Origin of the sequence: Citrobacter sp. CK189 (assembly GCF_030333505.1) — a bacterium.
Lineage (GTDB): Bacteria > Pseudomonadota > Gammaproteobacteria > Enterobacterales > Enterobacteriaceae > Citrobacter_B > Citrobacter_B koseri.
Map to the genome: position 1 here is coordinate 1,059,973 of NZ_JAOWFV010000038.1, position 22,973 is coordinate 1,082,945.

21 protein-coding genes are annotated in these 22,973 nt (G+C 51.0%); 14 read left to right on the top strand and 7 right to left on the bottom strand.

All coding sequences use genetic code 11. From position 1 onward, the window contains the following. The first annotated feature begins 29 nt into the window (after positions 1-29). Entirely contained in the window at positions 30-1,403 is a 1,374-nt protein-coding gene (gene dbpA / locus OGV83_RS14935; RefSeq protein ID WP_286463914.1) for an ATP-dependent RNA helicase DbpA, read from the top strand. Between the two features lie 81 nt (positions 1,404-1,484). Here the strand turns inward: dbpA and ttcA are convergent, their stop codons facing one another. From ttcA to nifJ, 5 genes are all read right to left on the bottom strand, one after another. Continuing rightward, entirely contained in the window at positions 1,485-2,420 is a 936-nt protein-coding gene (ttcA, locus tag OGV83_RS14940; RefSeq protein ID WP_012132294.1) for a tRNA 2-thiocytidine(32) synthetase TtcA, read from the bottom strand. Positions 2,421-2,638: 218 nt separating this feature from the next. After that, positions 2,639-3,073 (bottom strand): universal stress protein UspF, encoded by a 435-nt coding sequence (gene uspF / locus OGV83_RS14945; RefSeq protein ID WP_012132296.1) that lies wholly within the window; start codon positions 3,071-3,073, stop codon positions 2,639-2,641. 75 nt (positions 3,074-3,148) lie between these two features. Continuing rightward, positions 3,149-3,367 carry a KTSC domain-containing protein gene (locus tag OGV83_RS14950; protein ID WP_012132297.1) on the bottom strand — a complete coding sequence of 73 codons (219 nt, stop codon included), beginning with the start codon at positions 3,365-3,367 and terminating at the stop codon, positions 3,149-3,151. A gap of 141 nt (positions 3,368-3,508) precedes the next feature. Further along, positions 3,509-4,639, bottom strand: coding sequence for a porin OmpC (ompC, locus tag OGV83_RS14955; RefSeq protein ID WP_275055873.1), 1,131 nt, complete (start codon positions 4,637-4,639; stop codon positions 3,509-3,511). 364 nt (positions 4,640-5,003) lie between these two features. Then, entirely contained in the window at positions 5,004-8,528 is a 3,525-nt protein-coding gene (gene nifJ / locus OGV83_RS14960) for a pyruvate:ferredoxin (flavodoxin) oxidoreductase (protein ID WP_286463917.1), read from the bottom strand. A 275-nt stretch (positions 8,529-8,803) separates the two neighbouring features. Between nifJ and OGV83_RS14965 the strand changes: the two genes are divergently transcribed. Then, complete coding sequence (locus tag OGV83_RS14965; protein WP_012132302.1) at positions 8,804-9,070, top strand: putative hemolysin; 267 nt, start codon at positions 8,804-8,806, stop codon at positions 9,068-9,070. On the opposite strand, the gene hslJ is transcribed toward OGV83_RS14965, so the two are convergent. Next, a complete protein-coding gene (gene hslJ, locus OGV83_RS14970) occupies positions 9,067-9,489 on the bottom strand; it encodes a heat shock protein HslJ (protein ID WP_286463920.1) in 423 nt (140 codons plus the stop codon). The two genes, OGV83_RS14965 and hslJ, sit on opposite strands and share 4 nt — an antisense overlap. Positions 9,490-9,602: 113 nt before the next feature. Continuing rightward, a complete protein-coding gene (gene ldhA, locus OGV83_RS14975; protein ID WP_012132304.1) occupies positions 9,603-10,592 on the bottom strand; it encodes a D-lactate dehydrogenase in 990 nt (329 codons plus the stop codon). Positions 10,593-11,380: 788 nt separating this feature from the next. On the opposite strand from ldhA, the gene OGV83_RS14980 reads away from it, so the two are divergent. The 12 genes from OGV83_RS14980 (at position 11,381) to OGV83_RS15035 (ending at position 22,973) form a co-directional block, all read left to right on the top strand. Next, positions 11,381-12,016 (top strand): hypothetical protein, encoded by a 636-nt coding sequence (locus OGV83_RS14980; RefSeq protein ID WP_123907487.1) that lies wholly within the window; start codon positions 11,381-11,383, stop codon positions 12,014-12,016. A 34-nt stretch (positions 12,017-12,050) separates the two neighbouring features. Next, on the top strand, positions 12,051-13,163 hold the full coding sequence (locus tag OGV83_RS14985; protein ID WP_286463922.1) for a YadA-like family protein: 1,113 nt from the start codon (positions 12,051-12,053) through the stop codon (positions 13,161-13,163). A 48-nt stretch (positions 13,164-13,211) separates the two neighbouring features. After that, positions 13,212-13,673 (top strand): helix-turn-helix transcriptional regulator, encoded by a 462-nt coding sequence (locus OGV83_RS14990; protein WP_286463923.1) that lies wholly within the window; start codon positions 13,212-13,214, stop codon positions 13,671-13,673. 47 nt (positions 13,674-13,720) lie between these two features. Next, the gene (locus tag OGV83_RS14995; RefSeq protein ID WP_012132309.1) at positions 13,721-14,164 is read left to right on the top strand and encodes a DUF417 family protein; all 444 of its coding nucleotides are present in this window, start codon (positions 13,721-13,723) and stop codon (positions 14,162-14,164) included. Between the two features lie 344 nt (positions 14,165-14,508). After that, on the top strand, positions 14,509-17,148 hold the full coding sequence (locus OGV83_RS15000) for a YdbH family protein (RefSeq protein ID WP_286463926.1): 2,640 nt from the start codon (positions 14,509-14,511) through the stop codon (positions 17,146-17,148). Further along, positions 17,145-17,327: a YnbE family lipoprotein gene (locus OGV83_RS15005; RefSeq protein ID WP_012132311.1), complete on the top strand. Its 183-nt coding sequence runs from the start codon at positions 17,145-17,147 to the stop codon at positions 17,325-17,327. Before OGV83_RS15000 ends, OGV83_RS15005 begins: the two co-directional genes overlap by 4 nt. Positions 17,328-17,334: 7 nt before the next feature. Next, positions 17,335-17,658, top strand: a complete 324-nt coding sequence (locus tag OGV83_RS15010) for a YdbL family probable chaperone protein (protein ID WP_024130313.1) — start codon at positions 17,335-17,337, stop codon at positions 17,656-17,658. Between the two features lie 114 nt (positions 17,659-17,772). Then, on the top strand, positions 17,773-18,378 hold the full coding sequence (locus OGV83_RS15015; protein WP_047463591.1) for a CDP-alcohol phosphatidyltransferase family protein: 606 nt from the start codon (positions 17,773-17,775) through the stop codon (positions 18,376-18,378). After that, the gene (locus OGV83_RS15020) at positions 18,375-19,292 is read left to right on the top strand and encodes a phosphatidate cytidylyltransferase (RefSeq protein WP_047463593.1); all 918 of its coding nucleotides are present in this window, start codon (positions 18,375-18,377) and stop codon (positions 19,290-19,292) included. The genes OGV83_RS15015 and OGV83_RS15020 overlap by 4 nt, the downstream gene beginning before the upstream one ends. Positions 19,293-19,298: 6 nt before the next feature. Beyond that, positions 19,299-19,937, top strand: a complete 639-nt coding sequence (locus OGV83_RS15025; RefSeq protein ID WP_047464081.1) for a lysophospholipid acyltransferase family protein — start codon at positions 19,299-19,301, stop codon at positions 19,935-19,937. Then, positions 19,930-21,690 (top strand): bifunctional alpha/beta hydrolase/class I SAM-dependent methyltransferase, encoded by a 1,761-nt coding sequence (locus OGV83_RS15030; protein ID WP_275155302.1) that lies wholly within the window; start codon positions 19,930-19,932, stop codon positions 21,688-21,690. The genes OGV83_RS15025 and OGV83_RS15030 overlap by 8 nt, the downstream gene beginning before the upstream one ends. Further along, on the top strand, positions 21,687-22,973 hold the full coding sequence (locus tag OGV83_RS15035) for a phosphatase PAP2/dual specificity phosphatase family protein (RefSeq protein ID WP_047463597.1): 1,287 nt from the start codon (positions 21,687-21,689) through the stop codon (positions 22,971-22,973). The genes OGV83_RS15030 and OGV83_RS15035 overlap by 4 nt, the downstream gene beginning before the upstream one ends.

Below are 22,973 nucleotides of genomic sequence, written 5' to 3' on the forward strand. Positions count from 1 at the left end.
CTGTGTGTCTTTTACCGCGAGATTAAATTGTGACCGCTTTTTCTACTCTGAATGTCCTGCCTGCCGCCCAACTCGAGAATCTTAACGAGTTGGGTTATCTTGAGATGACGCCTGTCCAGGCCGCTGCGTTACCGGCGATCCTGGCCGGAAAAGATGTGCGCGTGCAGGCAAAAACCGGCAGCGGAAAAACGGCTGCATTTGGTCTCGGGCTTTTACAGCATATTGATGCCAGTCTGTTCCAGACCCAGTCGCTGGTGCTTTGTCCTACGCGCGAACTGGCCGATCAGGTGGCAGGGGAGCTGCGTCGTCTGGCGCGTTTTCTGCCTAATACCAAAATCCTGACGTTGTGCGGCGGGCAACCTTTCGGCGCGCAGCGAGACTCTCTCCAGCATGCGCCGCACATTATTGTCGCGACGCCGGGCCGCCTGCTTGACCATCTGCAAAAAGGCACCGTTTCTCTGGATGCCCTGCAAACGCTGGTGATGGATGAAGCCGACAGGATGCTGGATATGGGCTTTAGCGACGCTATTGACGAGGTGATTCGCTTTGCGCCGTCACGCCGTCAGACTCTGCTGTTTTCCGCAACCTGGCCTGAGGCCATCGCGGCGATCAGCGGTCGGGTTCAGCAAAATCCACTGACGATTGAAATTGATTCGGTGGATGCGCTGCCATCTATCGAGCAGCAGTTTTTTGAAACATCTTCGCAGGGGAAAATCCCGCTGCTGCAAAAGCTGCTGAGCCAGCATCAGCCTGCGTCATGCGTTGTTTTCTGTAATACCAAAAAAGATTGTCAGTCAGTTTGTGATGCGCTCAATTCTGTCGGGCAGAGCGCATTATCGCTGCATGGCGACCTTGAGCAGCGCGATCGTGACCAGACGCTGGTTCGTTTTGCTAACGGTAGCGCACGCGTACTGGTAGCGACGGACGTCGCCGCGCGTGGGCTGGATATCAAGTCGCTGGAGCTGGTCGTAAACTTCGAGCTGGCGTGGGACCCGGAAGTTCACGTACACCGTATTGGTCGTACCGCCCGTGCAGGCAATAGCGGTCTGGCGATCAGCTTTTGCGCGCCGGAAGAGGCGCAGCGCGCCAATATCCTGTCTGAAATGTTGCAGCTTAAACTGAACTGGCTGACGCCGCCGGGCAACGTTCCGGTTGCACCGCTGGAAGCTGAAATGGCGACGCTGTGTATTGATGGCGGTAAAAAGGCAAAAATGCGCCCGGGCGACGTGCTGGGAGCATTAACGGGAGATATTGGTCTGGATGGCGCTGATATTGGCAAAATTACCGTACATCCGGCCCATGTTTATGTGGCGGTTCGCCAGCCTGTGGCGCAGAAAGCCTGGAAGCAATTGCAGAACGGAAAGATAAAAGGGAAGAGCTGTCGGGTTCGTTTATTGAAATAAATGCCCGCTCCGGCCTACAGGTGCTTATGCGCATCGTAGGCCGGATAAGACGTTTACGTCGCCATCCGGCTGAGTCAGAAATTACTTCACTTCCACGACGTTCAGACGCAGTTCATCCAGTTGGTTATCGTCTTCCTCTGGCTGCCAGCCTGCGGGTTGCAGAGGGATCTCTTCGCGGTCAAAGGCTAAATCACCACCGTCCACTACATCGGAATCATGATTAATGCCTTTGAAATCAAAAAGATTAATATCGCTCAGATGAGAAGGCACCACGTTCTGCATCGCGCTGAACATGGTTTCAATACGCCCTGGATAACGCTTATCCCAGTCGCGCAGCATGTCGGCGATGACCTGGCGTTGCAGGTTTGGCTGCGACCCGCACAGGTTGCACGGAATGATCGGGAACGCTTTGGCTTCTGAAAAACGCTCAATATCTTTTTCGCGGCAGTAGGCCAGCGGGCGGATAACGATGTGTTTGCCGTCATCGCTCATCAGCTTCGGCGGCATCCCTTTCATTTTCCCGCCGTAGAACATGTTCAGGAATAACGTTTGCAGGATATCGTCGCGGTGGTGGCCTAACGCAATTTTGGTTGCACCCAGTTCTGTTGCGGTGCGGTAGAGAATACCGCGGCGCAGTCGGGAGCACAGAGAGCAGGTCGTTTTGCCTTCAGGAATTTTCTCTTTAACGATCCCATAGGTGTTTTCTTCAACGATCTTATACTCTACGCCCAGGTTCTCAAGATATTCCGGCAGAATGTGTTCGGGAAAACCCGGTTGCTTCTGGTCAAGGTTAACGGCGACCAGTGAAAAGTTGACGGGTGCGCTTTGCTGCAAATTACGCAGAATTTCCAGCATGGTATAGCTGTCTTTCCCGCCGGAAAGGCACACCATGATGCGATCGCCTTCTTCGATCATATTGAAGTCAGCAATCGCTTCGCCCACGTTACGACGCAGACGTTTTTGTAATTTGTTCAGGTTGTACTGTTCTTTCTTGCTAATATCTTGATTTTGCGACATTTAATAGAGGCTCAATTCATTGTGTGGCATCAGAAAAGTATGCATCACGCCGGAAAGACCGGCAAAAGAAATCTGATATAAAAACTGTGGCGTGTATGGTACGGATTGGCGAGAAGAATGTCAGCACATTTATACCCGTTATACCTCAGGTTGCAGGTAAGCGTGCAGGGTTGAAAAGTGGATATGAAAAGCCCGCAACGGCGTGCGGACTGATGCGTTTAGCGAACCACCAGGACGGAACATTCGGCATGGCGTACGACCGCTGCGGCGTTGGAGCCCAGCAGATACGTGGTGATGTCCGGGCGGTGAGAAGCAATAATCACCATGTCTGCCGGTAATTTTTTAGCCATTTCCAGAATTTTATCTTTCGGAGAACCTTCCGCGATATGAATCTGTACTCTGTCGGCAGGAATACTGAACTTCTTGATAATCTCTTCCAGTTGAGATTTTGCTTCGGCTTTCAGATCGTCCATAGCCGGTAACTCTGCTGAGTAGGCCAGGCCTAAAGAGGCGTAATAGGGCAGTGACGGAATAACGGTCAGGAAATGAACCTCTGCGTCATCTATTTTTGCCTCGGCTTCAACATGGGTGATAACGCGTTGAGTTAATTCTGAATCTGAAATATCGATGGGCACAAGAATCGTTCTGCTCATAAAACCTCCTGTTTAAGTATCCGATTAAAGTTTAACCCTTAATGGCACTTTATGTACAATGACAGGAGTCACATTTTAGCGTGAGTTTGGTTTCTGCTCTGGAAATTTCCCTTTGATCACGCCGTCATAAAAGCGGCCTTTAGAAACCACGACAAGAAAATCACGGAAAATACGCGACGGGACGCCGAGATATTGCAGAGTACCGGTTCGATGAAAACGAATTTCCAGCGTGCTGGAGGTTTCGTCATAGCCGACGGATGCAATACGGGATGATTTAACGGGATGATGGTTCATTGCCGGCGTCCTCTACAGCAGATCTTTATGCAATATATCATCTATCAATGGAGAGTTTTAGCGCAACAAATATATTGTTTTAGTATAGATAAAACACTGTTGTTATGAGAAAAGCCCGCCGTTGCTAGCGGGCTGACGAACTTAGAACTGGTAAACCATACCCAGAGCAACGACGTCGTCAGTAGACATATCGTTGCGAGTGTAGAAGCTGTCATCTTCATCCAGCAGGTTGATTTTGTAATCAACATAAGTGGAGAAGTTTTTGTTGAAGTAGTAGGTCGCGCCTACGTCAGCATATTTAACCAGGTCTTTATCTTCACCGCCGGCCAGATCCTTACCTTTAGACATCAGGAAAGATACGGCAGGACGCAGACCGAAGTCGAACTGGTACTGCGCTGTAACTTCAAAGTTCTGGGTTTTGTTGGCAATGGTGTTATCACTGCCGTTTGAGCCACCGTAAGGAGTCATATTACGGGTTTCAGAATACATAGTCGCCAGATAGATGTTGTTAGCGTCATATTTCAGGCCAGCAGTCCACGCATCTGCTTTATCACCGCCAGCAGTAGAGTGATTTGCTTGCTGATTCGTTCGGTCGGAAGTGGTATATGCCGCACCGAAGCTGACGCCCATACCCAGATCGTAAGTTGAGGAGATACCGAAGCCGTCACCGTTGGAGTTTTTCACGTTACGGTCGTCGCCAGTGCCGTTGCCCGTACCTTCCTGCTCGTTGGTAACCTGGTTTTCATTCGCCCCCTGATATTGCAGCGCAAAGCTCAGACCATCCACCAGACCGAAGAAGTCGGTATTACGGTAGGTTGCTACGCCGTTAGCACGACCGGTCATGAAGTTGTCTGCTTTGGTATAAGAGTCGCCGCCGAATTCTGGCAGCATATCGGTCCAGCCTTCCACGTCGTACAGTACGCCGTAGTTACGGCCGTAGTCGAATGAACCATAGTCACCGACTTTAATACCTGCGAATGCCAGACGAGTCCAGGAGTCACCTTTATCACCTTCGGTACCGTTAGCCTGAACCTGATATTCCCACTGGCCGTAACCCGTGATCATATCGTTAACCTGAGTTTCACCTTTGAAACCCATACGCATGTATGTTTGATCGCCGTCAGAATTTGCGTCATCAGAGAAATAATGCAGACCGTCTACTTTGCCATAGAGATCTAATTTATTGCCGTCTTTATTATAAACTTCAGCGGCGTGGGCCGCGCCTGCTGCTAACAGGGCAGGGATTACGAGAGCCAGTACTTTTCTTTTCATTGAAATAACCCTTTAGTTTTTTTATTTACCTGTGACTCCCCATAAGGGAAGTGAAATCATGCTAAAGGAGAAGTTCCGTAAAGAGATAAATATGAATTGTTACGCCTTAAGTAAAATCTTAATTAAATAATTCTACAGAAATGATGATAATTGACATGAATGTTTTTTAATAAAACATATAAAATAAAAATTATACAATTTAATTTTGTTGCGATATTCTGCGCGGGTTATATGCCTTTATTGTCACATTTTGCTTTTTTCGTTGGGCCATTGCGATAAGTACTGATCTTCCAGCGAATGAATTGACAAGCCCGAACCTTGGTTCGGGCTTTTTTTCGTCCTGACGAATACTCAAACAGCCGTATTATTCAGCACTGCTCTTTTCTGCTTTACCTGCCAGTTGAGCAAGGAAGTCATAGCGTTTTTGCAGATCCGCCGTCGCATCCTTCCAGAGCTGTTCAGCAACGTCTGGCTGCTGTGCATTCAGGCGGCGGAAGCGTTGCTCGTTGAGCAGCGTCTCTGCCAGCGCGTCTGACGGTGGACGGGAATCCAGCGCCAGCGGCAGTTTACCCTCATCGGCGCGACGCGGGTCAAAGCGGTACAGCGGCCAGAAGCCGGTAGCCGTTAACTGACGCATCTGATCGTGGCTCAGCGCCAGGTCGTAGCCGTGTTCTTCACATGGGCTGTATGCAATGATCAGCGATGGCCCCGGATACGCTTCCGCTTCCTGGATTGCTTTCACCGTCTGGTTTAACTGCGCGCCCAGCGAGATCTGCGCGACATACACATGACCGTACATCATCATGCTCACACCCAGATCCTTACGCGCTTTGCGCTTGCCGTGTTCGCCAAACTTCGTGACCGCGCCAAGTGGCGTCGCCTTCGACGCCTGTCCGCCGGTATTGGAATAACACTGCGTGTCCAGAACCAGAATATTGACGTTCTCGGTCAGGCTCAGCACATGATCCAGACCGCCAAAGCCAATATCGTAGGCCCAGCCGTCACCGCCAATCAGCCAGATTGATTTCTCAATCAGCGCATCGGCATCGGTTAACAGTTCATGCGCGCCGTCGACATCTTTCAGATGCTGGCGTAATGCGGCGACCTGTTCACGACGAACTTCCGGCGTCGCGTCGGCGTGCAATGCGTCGTTTAAATCCGTTGGGATGCGATCGGCGAACTGTTCCAGCAGCCGCATGACGCGCACGCGATGCCGATCAACTGTCAGGCGGAAGCCCAGACCGAATTCGGCGTTATCTTCAAACAGCGAGTTCGCCCATGCGGGGCCGCGACCGTTGGCATCGGTGGTGTAAGGCGTTGAAGGCAGGTTACCGCCATAAATAGAAGAACAGCCGGTCGCATTGGCAATTAACATGCGGTCGCCATACAGCTGGGTCAGCAGCTTGATATACGGCGTTTCACCACAACCGGAGCAGGCGCCGGAGTATTCGAACAGCGGCGTGATCAGTTGAGAGGTGCGAATATCAATACGCTCCAGCTTGCTCTTGTCGATTTCCGGCAGATTGAGGAAGAAGTCATAATTCACTTTTTCTTCTTCGACATGTTCAAGGCGGGACATCATGTTGATGGCCTTGATTTCAGGGTTCTGGCGGTCTTTCGCCGGGCAAACTTCAACACACAGGTTACAACCCGTGCAGTCTTCCGGCGCCACCTGCAACACGTATTTCTGACCACGCATATCGCGTGATTTCACATCCAGCGAGTGCAGACTGGCCGGGGCGTTCTCCATTGCTTCCGGCGAAACCACTTTAGCGCGGATCGCCGAGTGCGGGCAGGCGGCGACACAGTGGTTACACTGGGTACACAGCTCTTCTTTCCAGATAGGGATCTCTTCGGCGATGTTGCGTTTTTCCCAACGGGTCGTCCCCATCGGCCAGGTGCCGTCTGGCGGCAACGCTGAAACGGGCAGGGCGTCACCAAGCCCGGCGAGCATGGCGGCTGTAACCGTTTTAACGAAATCGGGCGCTGCGTCAGACACCACCGGAGGACGATTTGCGCTGTGCGGGTCCACCGCCTGCAACGGAACTTCTGTTACCGATTCGCGCGCCAGCGCCAGCGCCTGCCAGTTACGCTCAACCAGCTCCTGGCCTTTACTGCTGTAGCTTTTCGCTATCGCTCCCTGTAATTCCGCCAGCGCGCTATCACCAGGCAGAATCTGCGTCAGGTGGAAGAAGGCCATCTGCATCACGGTATTAATACGTGCCGCCAGTCCGCATTCGCGGGCGATTTTAGCCGCGTTAATCACAAAGAACCGCGCTTTTTTCTGGTTCAGCACCGCCTGAACTTCCTGCGGCAGACGTGCCCAGACTTCATCTGCGTTGTACGGCGTATTGAGCAGGAAAATACCGCCTGGTTTCAGACGTTCCGCCATCTGATACTTATCAATAAACTGCAACTGGTGGCAGCCGACAAAATCAGCCTGCGCTACTAGGTAAGCGGAACGAATCGGCTGCTCGCTGACGCGCAGGTGAGAGACCGTCAGGCCGCCAGCTTTCTTCGAGTCATAGACGAAGTAACCCTGTGCATACCACGGCGTGGAGTTACCAATAATCTTGATGTTGTTTTTGGTTGCAGAAACGCTGCCGTCGCTGCCCAGACCGTAAAATAGTGCTTCCAGTTTCGCTGTACCGGGCAGGGTGTTTTCCGGCAGGGGCAGAGACAGATTAGTGACATCATCATAGATGCCAACCGTGAAGCGGGATTTGGGTCTGGCGCTCGCCAGTTCGTTGAAAACAGCCAGCACGCAATCGGGGCCAAACTCTTTTGAGGAGAGACCATAGCGCCCGCCGATCACCCGCGGTAAGGTTTCTCTCTCGCCGCTGTTGAATGCCTCCGCCAGCGCGGTCATCACATCCAGATACAGCGGTTCGGCCTGTGCGCCAGGCTCTTTGGTGCGATCCAGTACGGCGACGGTACGTACGGTTTCCGGCAGCGCCTGTAATAAATGTTTTGCTGAGAACGGACGGAACAGACGGACTTTCAGTACGCCCACTTTTTCGCCGCGCGCCAGCAGCTCGTCCACCACTTCCTCACAGGTGCCGATTGCGGAACCCATCAGAATAATGACGCGTTCCGCCTGCGGATGGCCATAGTATTCAAATGGCTTGTACTGGCGACCGGTGGCCCCGGCGAAATCATTCATTGCCTGTTCAACGTGGTCATAAACCGCGTTGTACCACGGGTTCGTGGCTTCACGGGACTGGAAGTAGGTATCCGGGTTGGCCGACGTGCCGCGAATCACCGGATGTTCAGGATTGAGCGCGCGGGAGCGGTGCGCGTCAATTTCAGCCTGCGGCATCAGTTTCAGAATGGTGTCATCCGCCAGCGGCACAATTTTATTGATTTCATGCGAGGTGCGGAAACCATCAAAGAAATGAATAAATGGCACGCGGCTTTTCAGCGTGGCAATCTGCGAAATGAGCGCGAAATCCTGCGCTTCCTGAACGCTACCGGCGCTCAGCATGGCGCAGCCTGTCTGGCGAACCGCCATCACATCAGAGTGATCGCCAAAAATAGACAAGGCATGAGTAGCAATGGTGCGTGCGGCGACGTGGAGTACAAACGGCGTGAGCTGTCCCGCCAGTTTGTACAACGTTGGGATCATCAGCAGCAGGCCCTGAGATGAGGTAAATGAGGTCGAGAGCGCGCCGGTCTGTAATGCCCCGTGAACGGTGGCGATGGCGCCGCCTTCCGACTGCATTTCTACGACGCGAGGGGTATCGCCCCAGACGTTCTTAAGCCCGTTTCCGGCCCAGGCATCCGCCTGCTCAGCCATTGTCGAACTGGGCGTAATTGGGTAGATGGCGATAACTTCGCTGGTACGGAATGCGACCGAAGCAACCGCGCCATTACCGTCAATAGTGATCATATGACACCCTTACATTGCACAAAAAGAGGGACTCGCGAAACATCGGCGGGCCCTGATAGTTATCTCTCTATTTTAGCAAACCCCGATCTCTACCATTTTCGCTTTTGTGTCCCTGGAATAGAGGGAATGAATGATTTGATCAAAGAGAGGGCAAAAAAATTGCTAAAAAATGTCAATGAACCGCATAAATGGGCAGTTTGCCTCTCGACGACGCAGGGCAGCCTGCCTATTATTTATGGCGGTGTCGTTTCGGCTAACGTTCAGAGGGGAGAGAGATGCGCGCAGCGTTTTTAGTGGGGTGTGCCGCGTTATTATTGTCGGCCTGTAGTAATGAGCCTGTTCAGCAGGCGACGGCAGCGCATGTTGCGCCGGGGTTAAAGGCGGCAATGTCCAGTTCCGGGGAAGCTAACTGCGCCATGATTGGCGGGTCGCTCTCTGTTGCCCGTCAGCTTGACGGATCGGCGATTGGCATGTGCGCATTACCCAACGGCAAACGCTGTAGTGAACAGTCGCTCGCCGCTGGAAGCTGCGGCAGCTATTAATGCACTAAATCAGCCAGTCGGAACATCAGCGTTTGTTCTGCGGTCGCCAGCGTCAACTGGTTAGCCGTTAAGTCGACCTGCGCGCCCTGTTTGAGCATCGCGCTAATGGTGTGATCCAGTTCATTTAACTGCGGGTCGGCGCACATCATACGCGTCATCGCCATTTCTTTGACTTTCAGCTCGCCATCAGACAGCTTGCCCTGGCCACTGAAGCGGTTGCACATGCGGCCAGAAACCGTCATTTTTTCACCGAAGCTTAACTCCGGGGCGTTCTTTCCCGCAGCGACTGGTTTTCCGTTTACACTCTCCAGAACAAAACGGTGATGCTGTAGCTGATCACGGTTAACGGAGACTTTTCCATTGCTGACGCAGCCTGCCATAAGCATGCTGAGTGCAACCAGTGCGATGATCTTCTTCATTAAAACTCTCTACATTTGCTGACGGGAAATCATTCATAATTGTAATGATATAGCCTGGTATATCATCGGGGATTATCTGAAAGTGCTCCCCTGAACGCAGGGGAGCAGAAGGGTCAGAACAGGGCGTTCGGGCAGGTTTCACCTTTTGAGAGCTGTTCCAGATTTTGCAGAGTGGTTTCCGAGATGCTGGTCAACGCTTCCGCAGTCAGGAAAGCCTGGTGCCCGGTGAATAGCACGTTATGGCAGGCAGACAGACGACGGAATACGTCATCCTGAATCACATCGTTGGACTTGTCCTCAAAGAACAGATCGCGTTCGTTTTCATAGACGTCCATCCCCAGTGAACCAATCTTCTGGTTTTTCAGCGCTTCAATTGCCGCCTGCGAATCAATCAACGCCCCACGACTGGTGTTGATCACCATCACCCCGTTTTTCATCTGATCGAACGCGGCATGATTAAGCAAATGGTAGTTTTCAGCTGTCAGCGGGCAATGCAGAGAAATGACATCAGACTCCGCAAACAGCGTCGGCAGATCGACATACTCCACGCCAAGCTCCAGCGCGGCGGCGCTTGGGTAAGGATCAAACGCCAGCAGTCGCATACCAAAACCTTTCAGAATACGCAGCGCGGCGACGCCGATCTTGCCCGTCCCGATCACGCCAGCCGTTTTACCGTGCATGGTAAAACCGGTCAGACCTTCCAGTGAAAAGTTTGCATCACGGGTACGTTGATAAGCGCGATGAATGCGACGGTTCAGCGTCATCATCATACCAATCGCATGTTCGGCGACGGCTTCAGGAGAATAGGCCGGGACGCGCACGACTTGCAGACCCAGTTCTTTTGCGGCGTCCAGATCGACGTTATTGAAGCCAGCGCAACGCAGCGCAATGTATTTTACGCCGTGCTTTTTCAGCTCTTCCAGAACCGGGCGGCTGCCGTCGTCGTTAACGAAGATGCATACCGCCTCGCAACCGTTGGCGGTTTTTGCCGTTTTTTCAGTCAGCAGAAAGTCAAAAAATTCAAGTTCAAAACCAAAGGACTCGTTAACATGTTGCAGGTACTTCTTGTCGTACTGCTTTGTACTGTAAACAGCGAGTTTCATAAGACTTTCTCCAGCGATGGTGGAATAACATTGAATCAATTAAAATTATCTTACAAAATTTAAAAAATAATTGATAGGCGTGACCATGACATAATGAATAATTTTAGAACATCTCTTCTTAAGGCACCTATCATACTAAAATTAAACAACTTTCTTTAACACATATTTCCCTTTCGGTCATTCTGAACCCACGCCTTATCAGTGGGTCAGTTACTCTTCCACAGACTGACGTATCCTTTCTGTAGCGAATCAGGCTGACAGACGTTCGTAACGTCGAACAACCGACAGACATAACCTGCAAACCCTCACTTTCATACGAAATCACCTATCGCTTCAATTGATTGACAAAAATTGATAATTGCTCCGCTCATCGCTCCATTCCATGATGAATTTAATGCACTTTTTCATTTGCTGTGATGTTTATCACATTTCTGTAAATTTCACCAATTGTCCTGTCTGGTGTGACCAGCAGTAATTTCCCTTTTATTTTTTGCACTTATTTAAACAGGTGTTGATATGCTCCTGTTATCCCGTTTATCAAGGGATTGTCAAAGGATTCCAAATAAGCATAATTTAACCAAGAAATTAGTTTTGTTATTTTAACTTGAATCCTCGTGACTTTTATTAACACGTTTAATACAAACAAGAGTGGAGGGGTGATATTGCCGTAACTTAATACATACTATTAACAACACAGCATGTTAAATCCTGTCTTATCCGGCGAAGTTAAGTTGGAGGTGTTATTATGACTGCGCGCAGTATCGTAGCGACTTTTTAATGGAATAAAAATGTACGCGATGAATCTGTCGATGAATAAGCCTGGAACAGTAAGCAAGATAACCTTATTGAATAAACCAATTTCAATAACTGAAAATGCCTGCTCTACATGTAGTCTACTGGAGCAGCTTCACAGGTATCCTTCAGCTACTGTCGTAATATATGGGCGGCCGTCTTTATTTTTGAGTTTCTGGCTGCATGTTCGGGAATGTTACCCGTGCGCAGCATTGATATTTAAGCATGGCTATTTTTTGCCTGTGGATGAGACCATTGCTGAGTTTTTTAACTACTTCACTATTGAAGGGAGAAGCGGTGTAAAACACCACGATAAAACAATACAGCGTGTAATTTATTTTCTTCCTCCTGTTTTACTAAGGAAAGAATCTGTTCAGGATACAGCATATCTTACGGATACAGTACCTTTACTTAATGAAATAACACATGCGCGACTTTCTTCCGGGAGGTTATCGAAGCTGTCTAAAAGTGTTCTTGCACTAATACTTTCTGGCTTCAGTCGAGAGATGATAGCAATTAATTTAAAAGTTGGAATCAGGCAAGTCTGGTTGATTGAAAACTTCCTACGCAAAAGATGGCGAATTCCAGATTGTTGTTCTCTGGTTGAGTCTGTTTATTTCTGCAATAGATAAAAATTGTTCCTAATTTTAATTTAAGGGTGTTTACATGCATAAGAATGTTATGGCCTCTATGTTAGGTATGGTTTTGTTCGGGGCTCTAAGCAATATCAGTTGGGCAGCGGGCCAGGACAACGATCTCGATAAAACAGTCACTAAACGTGAGCTATATAACCAACTGGCTACATTAGCTCAAACCGTTTCTCAAAAAGGGGGCGTTTCTAAAGAAGAACTGATTAAGTATATAGATAGTCATGTAAAGGCTACAAATGACAGTACGAGAGAGTATATTAAATCTACAGATAAAAGTACGAGAGAGTATGTTGATAATGCTATTAGTGCTCGGGATATCTTGCAGAGTGTTTATACTGATGTTTTAGCGGAGCATATTGATGCTCAAAATCGCTCGCTGTCTTCACAGCAGGACGCAATAAATACGGTGAAACAGGACGTGACCGTAAGCGTTGGGAAGGTTAATAAAGAACTGGATGAACAAAAGGATGTTCTGCGCGGCGAAATCGGCCAGGCCAAAGCTGATGCAATTGCACAGGCTGACAATAATGCAAAAGCCGTGCGTGGCGAGCTTAAGCAGCAGGGTGATTCCCTGCGTGGTGAAATCGGCAGCGCCAAAAGGGATGCCTACGCACGGGCCGACAGTAATGCAAAAGCCGTGCGTGGCGAGCTTAAGCAGCAGGGTGATTCCCTGCGCGGCGAAATCGGCAGTGTCAAAAGGGATGCTTACGCGCGTATAGACAACAATACGGAAGCTGTTCGTGGCGAGCTTTCTCAGACCAGCAAATATTTATCTGGAAAAATCAATGCTAACCAGTCTGCGGCCAGTAAGAATAGTCGCCGTTTAGATCTTCATGAATCCTGGCAAAAAATGGCGGCAGACAGAATGAATGGTCTGCAAAAACAGATATCTAACAACCGCAAAGAAATTCGTGAAAGTGCAGCTCAGAATGCGGCGCTTGCAGGTTTATTCCAGCCTTATAGCGTGGGTAAATTTAATGCTACTGCGGCATTGGGAGGATATTCAGATAAGCAGGCAGTAGCCGTTGGGATCGGCTACCGCTTTACAGACAATGTTGCAGGTAAAATGGCAGTTGCGGCCGGTGGAGATTCCGTTTCATGGAACACGGGTATTAGTCTGGAGTTCTGATTAAAGCTTACAGCAGGGGGTATTTTACTCCCTGCTCAGGGAGCAATAATGAAAATTATCATCGCGACGCATGATTTTTATTTTCAGCAAGGCGCTGAAGTATTATTCAATTCGTGTGAGGCACTTGGCGTTGAACATTTTAACAGCAAAAGAGAAACGTATTTTATTATCTGTGATAATGAGTTTGCCGGACTCATGAGCATACTTTTCTACGGGTATGATTTTTACCTTGCCTGCAAGTCAGAGCCTTGCAATATGAAGCATGGTTCTTGTTTGAATGATCAAGGTAAATCATTAACACATAATGAAAGAATTATCGCTTTCCTTTTATACTATAAACACTTTAGTGTAGAGCAAATCGCCAGGGTGAGAGGTCGAAGTAAGAAAACAGTATATTCGCATATTTACAATATCAAGAAAAAAATCGGCTTAAAAAATGGAATGCACCTGCCATTTAAAAGTAACGGCATTGATCGGAATGCTTTTTTTGAACTGATATTTCCCATCTGAGATAAAATCTGGCTGGCATCTCATTATTATCTTCCCGGAGAATATGAATGAAGAATTTCATTAATCGATTTATTCGCTCAGATTACGATATCGTCATTCTTCGCCTGAGCGTTATCGGTGTATTTATGTTGTTTGGTACTTATAAATGGTTTGACTTTGAAGTTATGGCCCTGGAGCCTCTGATTTCATCAACATGGCTCAATATTCTGTATTTGATTTTTGGTGTCCACGGGGGAAGTTATTTCCTTGGCGTTATGGAAACCATTACATTTCTTGCGTTGATCATTGGCTTCGCCCGACCTGGTGTTGGCATATCTGGCGATCTCATTGTTATCACTACAGGAGTAACGACTCTGAGCCTGCTGCCACAACTGGGGAAAATTGACAGCTTCATTATCAAGGATGTTCTCTTGATTGGCGCTGGCGCAGTTTTGCTGAAATATGACCTTACCCGGTATCTGGCATTCAGGAATGGAACATACCGGGTATAAACGCTGCTACAGGATGGCAGGAATGTGAGCCCTGGCAGAGGATCTGCAAATGGTCAGTCCTCTGCGCCTCTGTTTTCCGTAATAAATCAGGAGACTGAGTTAATTCAGTACAAAATGTTTGCCTGACTGCGGATGTGCGCCATCACGGTGAGATGGCAGAAGGATCGGATACTAACGCTCTGTTATATCATCAACTTTATCATTTCTAAGACGGCCTCAAAATTGTTGGGTCGCGGCAGAACATCTATCCTTAGTGAGGGCGACGCCTTCAACTGAGCGCCCAAACATGCCACAATACGGGCCTTACCGGCTTAATTTTTGCTAAATCAGGATATTAACTACCCATGAAGGGTAAATACAAAGCCGTTCTCGCGCTACTTTTATTATTGATCCTTATACCGTTAACGCTGCTCATGACGCTTGGCCTGTGGCTTCCTACGCTGGCGGGCATCTGGTTACCGGTTGGTACGCGTATCGCGCTGGATGAAAGCCCGAAACTTACGCGCCACGGCCTGCATATCCCGGAGCTGCGTTATCTGGTGGAGGACTGCCCGTTAGCGCGCATGAGCGGCACGGAACTCACCCATCCCAGCCGCTGGCAGCTGAATATCGGTACGCTTGAACTGGACTCCGCCTGTCTGGCAAAACTTCCTGAATCTGAACCATCGCCCGCGGCGCCGCGCACGCTCGCAGAATGGCAGTCTATGCTGCCTGATACCTGGGTTAATATCGACCGGCTTATTCTTTCTCCCTGGCAGGAATGGCAGGGGAAATTGTCGCTTTCGCTGACGCCAGCCCTCCAACAGATTCGTTATCAGGGCGAGAAGGTCAACTTTCAGGGGCAGCTACACGGGCAAAACTTCACCGTCAGCCAACTGGAGGTGAGCGCCTTCGAAAATCAGCCCCCTGTAAAACTGGAAGGGGAATTTACGCTGCCTCTGGTGCCGGACGGGCTGCCGGTGAACGGACACGCCGTCGCAACGCTGAGCCTGCCGCAGGAACCGTCGCTGGTGGATGCGGAACTGGAGTGGCGGGACAACGCCGGACAGCTGATCGTCATGGCGCGCGGTAACCCGGAGCCGCTGCTCGATCTCCCCTGGCAGGTTACTCGCCAGCAACTTGCCATCAGCGATGGACGCTGGAACTGGCCGTATCAGGGCTTTCCGCTGAGCGGACGTCTGGGGATCAACATTAATAACTGGCAGGCAGGTCTTGAAAATGCGGTGATAAGCGGCCGGTTGAATGTTCTGACGCAAGGCGATGCGGGTAAAGGCAATGCGGTGCTGACGATTGGGCCAGGCAAGCTGAGTATGGATAACAGCGACATGCCCCTGCGTTTAACCGGTGAAGCGAAACAGGACGATCTGATTTTTTATGCAGTACTGCCGACACAGCTCACCGGCAGTCTGGCCGATCCACAACTGACCTTTGAACCCGGCGCGCTGTTGCGTTCTCGTGGCCGGGTGATTGACTCTCTGGATATTGACGAAATTCGCTGGCCGCTGGCTGGCGTAAAAGTCACCCAACGCGGAGTTGATGGCCGATTACAGGCAATTTTACGCGCGCACGAAAATAAGATGGGCGACTTTGTCCTGCATCTTGATGGGCTGGCGAATGATTTTCTTCCCGATGCGGGGCGCTGGCAGTGGCGCTACTGGGGCGAGGGCAGCTTCACTCCGATGAACGCCGGTTGGGATGTCGCCGGGAAAGGAGAATGGCACGACAACACCATCACGCTTACCGACCTGTCCACCGGGTTCGATCAACTGCAATACGGCACGATGACGGTGGCGTCTCCGCGCCTGGTGCTGGATAAACCGATCGTGTGGGTTCGTGATGCCGGGAACCCGACCTTCAGCGGCGCGTTATCGCTGGATGCGGGCAATACTGTGTTCACCGGCGGCAGCGTCTTACCGCCGTCAACGCTCAAATTCAGCGTTGAAGGAACGGACCCAACGGTATTCCAGTTCAAAGGCGACCTGCATGCCGGGGCGATTGGGCCAGTGCGGGTAAATGGGCGCTGGGACGGCATTCGTTTACGCGGGCAGGCCTGGTGGCCAAAACAGTCGGTTACGGTCTTCCAGCCCTTGCTGCCTCCTGACTGGAAAATGAATTTGCGCGCAGGCGAACTGTACGCGCAGGTGGCTTTTTCCGCCGCAGAGGATCAGGGGTTCGAAGCGGGTGGACACGGCGTATTGAAAGGCGGTAGCGCCTGGATGCCGGACAACCAAATCAACGGCGTCGATTTTGTGTTGCCGTTCCGTTTCAGTCAGGGCGCCTGGCAACTGGGAACGCGCGGGCCGGTGTCATTACGCATCGCAGAGGTGGTAAACCAGGTCACCGCGAAAAATATCACGGCCGATCTCCAGGGAAGTTATCCGTGGAGCGAAGAGAATCCTTTATTGCTGAGTGACGTGAGCGTGGATGTGCTGGGCGGCAAAATCATCATGAAACAGCTACGTATGCCGCAGCACGATCCGGCACTGCTGCGGGTGCAAAATGTCTCTTCCAGCGAACTGATCAGCGCGGTGAATCCCAAACAATTTGCGATGTCCGGCCCGGTTAGCGGCGCGCTTCCGCTGTGGCTGAGCAATGAAAAATGGATCATTAAAGACGGCTGGTTAACCAATCCAGGCCCGATGACGCTGCGTATCGATAAAGATACCGCCGATGCGGTCGTCAAAGACAATATGGCGGCAGGCGCGGCAATCAACTGGTTACGCTATATGGAGATTGCCCGTTCGTGGACGAAGATTAATCTGGACAATCTGGGCGTGCTGACCATGCAGGCGACGGTCACGGGTAAAAGCCATGTGGACGGTAAAGTCGGCACGGTTAACCTGAACTATACCCATGAAGAAAATGTCTTTACGCTCTGGCGCAGTTTGCGTTTTGGCGACAACTTACAGGCATGGCTTGAACAAAACACCGCGTTGCCGGAAACCCGTTGCCCGGAAGGCAAGGAATGTGAGGAACAACAATGAAAACGATGATTGCCATGCTGGCGCTCTTCTTACTGGCGGGCTGTACGCCGCGTATTGAAGTTGCAGCGCCGAAGGAACCGATCACCATCAATATGAACGTCAAAATTGAGCATGAAATTCATATCAAGGTTGATAAGGACGTGGAAAGTTTATTGAAGTCACGCAGTGATTTGTTCTGAGGTCATGATGAAAAAACAGCTTAGAGCGACCGTTCTTATCCTGAGTTTATTGAGCTGCAACGCCATCGCGTTGACCCTGAGTGAAGCAAGAACGCAAGGGCGAGTGGGGGAAACGCTTAATGGTTATCTGGTGGCGCTGGCAACCGATCCAGAAACGCGCTCGCTCGTCAGCGAGATTAATAAAGAGCGTAGCGCCAGTTATCAACAGCTGGCGAAAAGCCATCAGATTCCGGTGGATGAGGTGGCGAAAATGGCCGGACAAAAGCTGGTCGACCGTGCAAAGCCGGGTGAGTATGTGCAGGGCATTAACGGTAAGTGGCTGAAAAAGTAACGTTGCCACACGTTGGTAATATCTGATTTTACCTTCAGTTGATGGAAAGCATTCGTCATGATGTGATTAATTAGTGCACTATGACAAAAGTTCATAGATTATCAGGGAATGATGATGACGCTTTATCAGATAAAGCCCGCTTTTCAGGCGCTTCTGCGCCCATTGATGTTCTGGTTGTACAAACACCATGCCACCGCTAATCACGTCACCCTTGCAGCGATGGCGCTTTCCCTGATCACCGGTGCGGTGTTAGTTTTCTTTCCTCATCCTGATTTATTTTTTCTGCTTCCTGTCGTGCTGTTTGTGCGTATGGCGCTTAATGCGTTGGACGGCATGCTGGCGCGAGAGTGCAATCAAAAATCACGTCCTGGCGCCATTCTCAATGAGACTGGGGATGTTCTCTCTGATGTCGCTCTCTACCTGCCTTTTATGCTGCTGCCATACAGTAATACGTTGCTGGTGCTGCTCATGTTGTTCTGTGCGGCAATGACCGAGTTTTGTGGTGTGCTGGCACAAACCATCAATGGCGTGCGCAGCTATGCCGGGCCGTTGGGGAAAAGCGACAGGGCGCTGGTGTTTGGTGCCTGGGGACTGGGGTTGGCGATCTGGCCAGAGCTTTTGCATTGGAATAACGCCGTGTGGGGCGTTGCAATCGTGTTGCTGCTGTGGACGGTCATCAACCGCTGCCGTAGTGCATTACATGACGAGGAGGCGAAATGATGTTGCTGGAGAAATCGCTCGCGGTCATTTTTGCGCTTTTGCTGGTGGCAACGGTAGTCAATGGATTACTGGTGCTGCTGCGTCCAGGGAAAGACTGGCAGGAACTGACGCTGCGCATTCGCACATGGTGGGTGATTATCGTGCTGTTTTCGCTGGCGATGCTCAGTCCGCAATGGCTGGCGCTGACATTTTTCGCACTGGTGAGCTTTATAGCGCTAAAAGAGTTTCTGACGCTGGCACCGTCGCGACAATCAGACCGTATGCCACTGCTGTGGATGTTTATTGCCATCCCCATCAATTACTGGCTGATTGGCATTGGCTGGTACGGCATGTTTGTGGTGTTTATTCCCGTTTATGTTTTTCTGTTCTTACCTGCGCGGATGGTCCTTACAGGCGATACGCAGGGCTTTTTACGTACCGCGTCTCAACTGCACTGGAGTTTGATGACGACAGTATTTGCCTTCAGCCATGTCGCCTTTTTACTGGTACTGCCTGCGGATGGTCTACAGACCGGCGCACTGTTGGTGCTGTTTCTGGTGGGGCTGACCGAATTCAACGACATTGCTCAATACCTGTGGGGGAAATCGCTCGGCCGTATCAGAGTCATTCCGAAGGTCAGTCCGAATAAGACCCTGGCAGGATTGCTGGGGGGCGTGGTAACGACGGCGGTGGCGGCAATGATTCTGGGGCCGCTGCTTACGCCGTTAAACTGGCCGATGGCGCTGTTGGCAGGTGTGATTATTGGCATAACTGGATTTTGCGGTGATGTGGTGATGTCCGCGATCAAACGCGATATCGGTGTTAAAGACAGCGGCACGCTGTTACCCGGACATGGAGGCATCCTTGATCGGCTCGATTCGCTGATCTTTACCGCGCCCGTCTTCTTTCATTTCATTCGTTACTTCTGCTACTAACCTATGATGACGCGTATCCTTCGTCCGTTGTTTGCGCTGTGCATCGTCTGGCCGATCATGTGGTTGTGGCTTGGTCTGCGTGTTAAATATCAAGAAAGATTGCCGAAAAGCGGCCCGGCGATTGTGGTGGCCAATCACAACAGTCACATGGATGTCTTCGCGCTACTTTCTCTTTTTCCACTCTGCCGTCAGGCTGAAGTGCATCCCGTCGCGGCGGCTGATTATTTCTTGCGTAATAAAATCATGGCGTGGTTTGCGCTCAATATTCTCAACATTATCCCCATTTCACGTAAAGGCGGAGAGGCTAACCCTCTGGCACTGTGCGAGCAGGCATTGCGTGAGGGAAAAACATTAATCCTTTTTCCAGAAGGCACGCGCGGCGAGGCAGGTAAGCTGTCGCCGCTGAAATCAGGGTTATGGCATTTGAGCCAAAGCATGCCGGAAGTCCCGATTATTCCTGTCTGGCTGCGGGGAACAGAGCGAGTGATGGCCAAGGGAAACCGTATTCCGCTTCCGCTGTTTATCGGCGTCACGGTAGGTAACGCACTGAGTTTTAATTCCGATAAAAACACGTTTATGGACGATCTGAAGTGCCAGTTGGTAGCGCTTTCGCAACAAACAACAGGAAGTCATTCCCATGATTAATACACGGGCGCCTGAAGAACGGCAATTTTTAACCAATGACAACGTTGAGCTGTTTTATCGCTACTGGCCCGCAACGTCGGCAGGGGCAACGCCGAAAGTGATTGTCCTGTTCCATCGCGGACATGAGCATTCTGGTCGTCTGCAACATATTATCGATGAACTGGCGATGCCGGATACGGCGTTCTACGCCTGGGATGCCCGTGGGCACGGGCGCTCGCCGGGCCCGCGCGGTTACAGTCCATCGCTGGCTCGTTCGGTTCTGGATGTGGATGAGTTTGTTCGTTTTGTTGCAACTGACAGTCAGGCCTCAATAGAGGATGTGGTGGTCGTGGCACAAAGCGTTGGTGCGGTGTTGGCGGCAACCTGGGTACATGACTACGCCCCGACCATCCGCGGTCTGGTGCTGGCATCACCGGCGTTTAAGGTCAAACTGTATGTGCCGTTTGCCCGCTCAGGGCTGGCGTTGATGCACCGACTGCGCGGGCTCTTTTTTGTTAACTCCTACGTGAAGGGCAAGTATCTGACCCACGACCCGGCGAGGGTGGCAAGTTTCAATCAGGATCCGCTGGTCACCCGTCCTATCGCGGTTAATATCCTGCTCGATCTCTACAAAACGGCAGAGAGAATTGTCAGCGATGCCAGCGCGATCACCTTGCCAGTGCAGATGTTGGTCTCCGGGGAGGATTACGTTGTTCACCGCCAGCCGCAGATCGATTTCTACCAGAGACTGCGCAACCCGCTAAAAGAAATTCATATTCTGCCGGGGTTTTATCACGATACGCTGGGTGAAAAAGAGAGGCATCTGGCGTTTGATAAAATGCGCGTGTTTATTGATACGCTCTATGCTCTGCCTCCTCAACGTTTTGACTATAGCGACGAAGACCGCTGGAGTCCGGGGGCGGATACCTGGCGAATGTTAAGCGGTGGGCCGGAACCTTATTCGCTAAATGACATCGCTTATCGTACCTTGCGCTATGGCATGAAGATGCTGGGGACGCAATCCACTGGAGTCCGTCTGGGATTTGAAACGGGGTTTGATTCTGGCAGTACGCTCGATTATGTCTATCGCAATCAACCGCAGGGTAGCAGCGCACTGGGGCGTCTGATTGACAAAAACTACCTCAATAGCGTGGGCTGGAAAGGGATCCGTCAGCGTAAAATCCATATGCAGATGTTGATTCAGCATGCGGTTGCCAAACTTGCTGAGCAGGGAACGACGGTGCGGGTGGTTGATGTTGCTGCTGGTCACGGGCGTTATGTACTTGATGCGCTGGAAAGTGAAACGGCAGTGGATGAAATTTTGCTACGAGACTACAGCGAATTAAATGTGGCGAGAGGCCAGGAAATGATAGCGTCTCGCGCAATGGCGGCACGTGCGCGTTTTGAAAGGGGGGATGCTTTTAACCGTGAAGAACTGGCTGCGCTGCTACCTCGACCGACGCTGGGAATTGTCTCAGGACTGTATGAATTGTTCCCGGAAAATACGCTGGTACGTAATTCTCTTGCCGGGCTGGCAGATGCCATTGAGCCGGGAGGTATTCTGATCTACACCGGTCAGCCCTGGCATCCACAGTTAAAAACCATCGCCTGGTCGTTGACCAGTCATAAGGATGGAAAAGCATGGGTGATGCGTGTGCGTACGCAAGGCGAAATGGATGCGCTGGTGTGGGAGGCCGGGTTCGATAAATGCGCTCAACTGATAGATGGGTGGGGAATTTTCACCGTTTCTATGGCGGTGCGTCGCGCATCATGACAACCCGACGTTCTGTTTACCGGCAAGGTATAGGCTGGTTACTGCTGCTTGCTCCGTTTTTCTTTTTAACCTACGGGCAGGTTAACCAGTTTACCGCCGGGCGAGATAACATTAGTAGTCTGGTTTTTGAGTGGGAGCGGCATATTCCTTTTGTGCCCCTGACTATTATTCCTTACTGGAGTCTGGATCTGCTGTACGGCCTGTCGCTATTCGTCTGTACAACGCTGAATGAACAGCGGCGACTGGTCTGCAAATTAGTGTTGGCTTCACTGATTGCCTGCATTGGCTTCTTGTTATTTCCGCTGCAATTTACCTTCACCAGACCGGAGATAACCGGTCCGGCCGGTTGGCTCTTTGGTCAGCTTGAACGGTTTGATTTACCGTACAATCAGTCGCCGTCGTTGCATATTATTTTGTGCTGGTTGCTGTGGCGGCACTTCCATCGTCATCTGAAGGGCAAATGGCAAGCATTGAACGGTGGTTGGTTTTTGCTGATTGCCGTATCGGTTCTGACTACCTGGCAGCACCATTTTATTGATGTTATCACCGGGCTGGCAGTGGGTATGGTTATCGACTGGTTGATTCCGGGACAGGGGCAATGGCGTTGGCGCATCGCCTCTGGTAAGCGTAAGATTCTGGCTACTCGCTATCTGTTTGGTGTACTGGCGTGTCTGGCTGGCACGTTTGTGACGCCCTGGTTGTGGTGGCCGACATTGGCGTTGCTGATTGTGGCGCTGGCTTATGGTGCGCTCGGCGTCGAGGCATTACAAAAAGACAGGACGGGGCGGTTAACGCCCGCCGCCTGGTGGCTGCTGTTTCCCTGGCGACTGGGGATGATGCTCTCTATGCACTGCTATACCCGCCGCTTACCGGCGGTCAGCCCTCTGGTCGATGGGCTGTTTTTAGGTGCGTATCCGTGCAGACCTGTGGAGCAACAGGCGGTACTGGATCTGACCGGTGAGTTTCCCCGCTCCCACGCTTCGCAAGACGTTGTCTATTGTTGCGTACCGATGCTGGATCTGGTTAAACCGGACTACGACACGCTTTATCAGGCAGTGGGTTCGCTGGAGCAATTGCGCATCACTCATGGCAGCGTCCTTATTCACTGCGCGCTGGGACTGTCACGCAGTGCATTGGTGGGGGCGGCATGGTTATTGTATCGCTATCCGGGGTTAGGTGTTGATGACGCAGTTGATCGACTACGAAAGACGCGACCGCAGGTTGTTTTTACATCTGAACATCTGGAGCTGTTAAAACAATGGAAAACAGAAGTGACAACATAA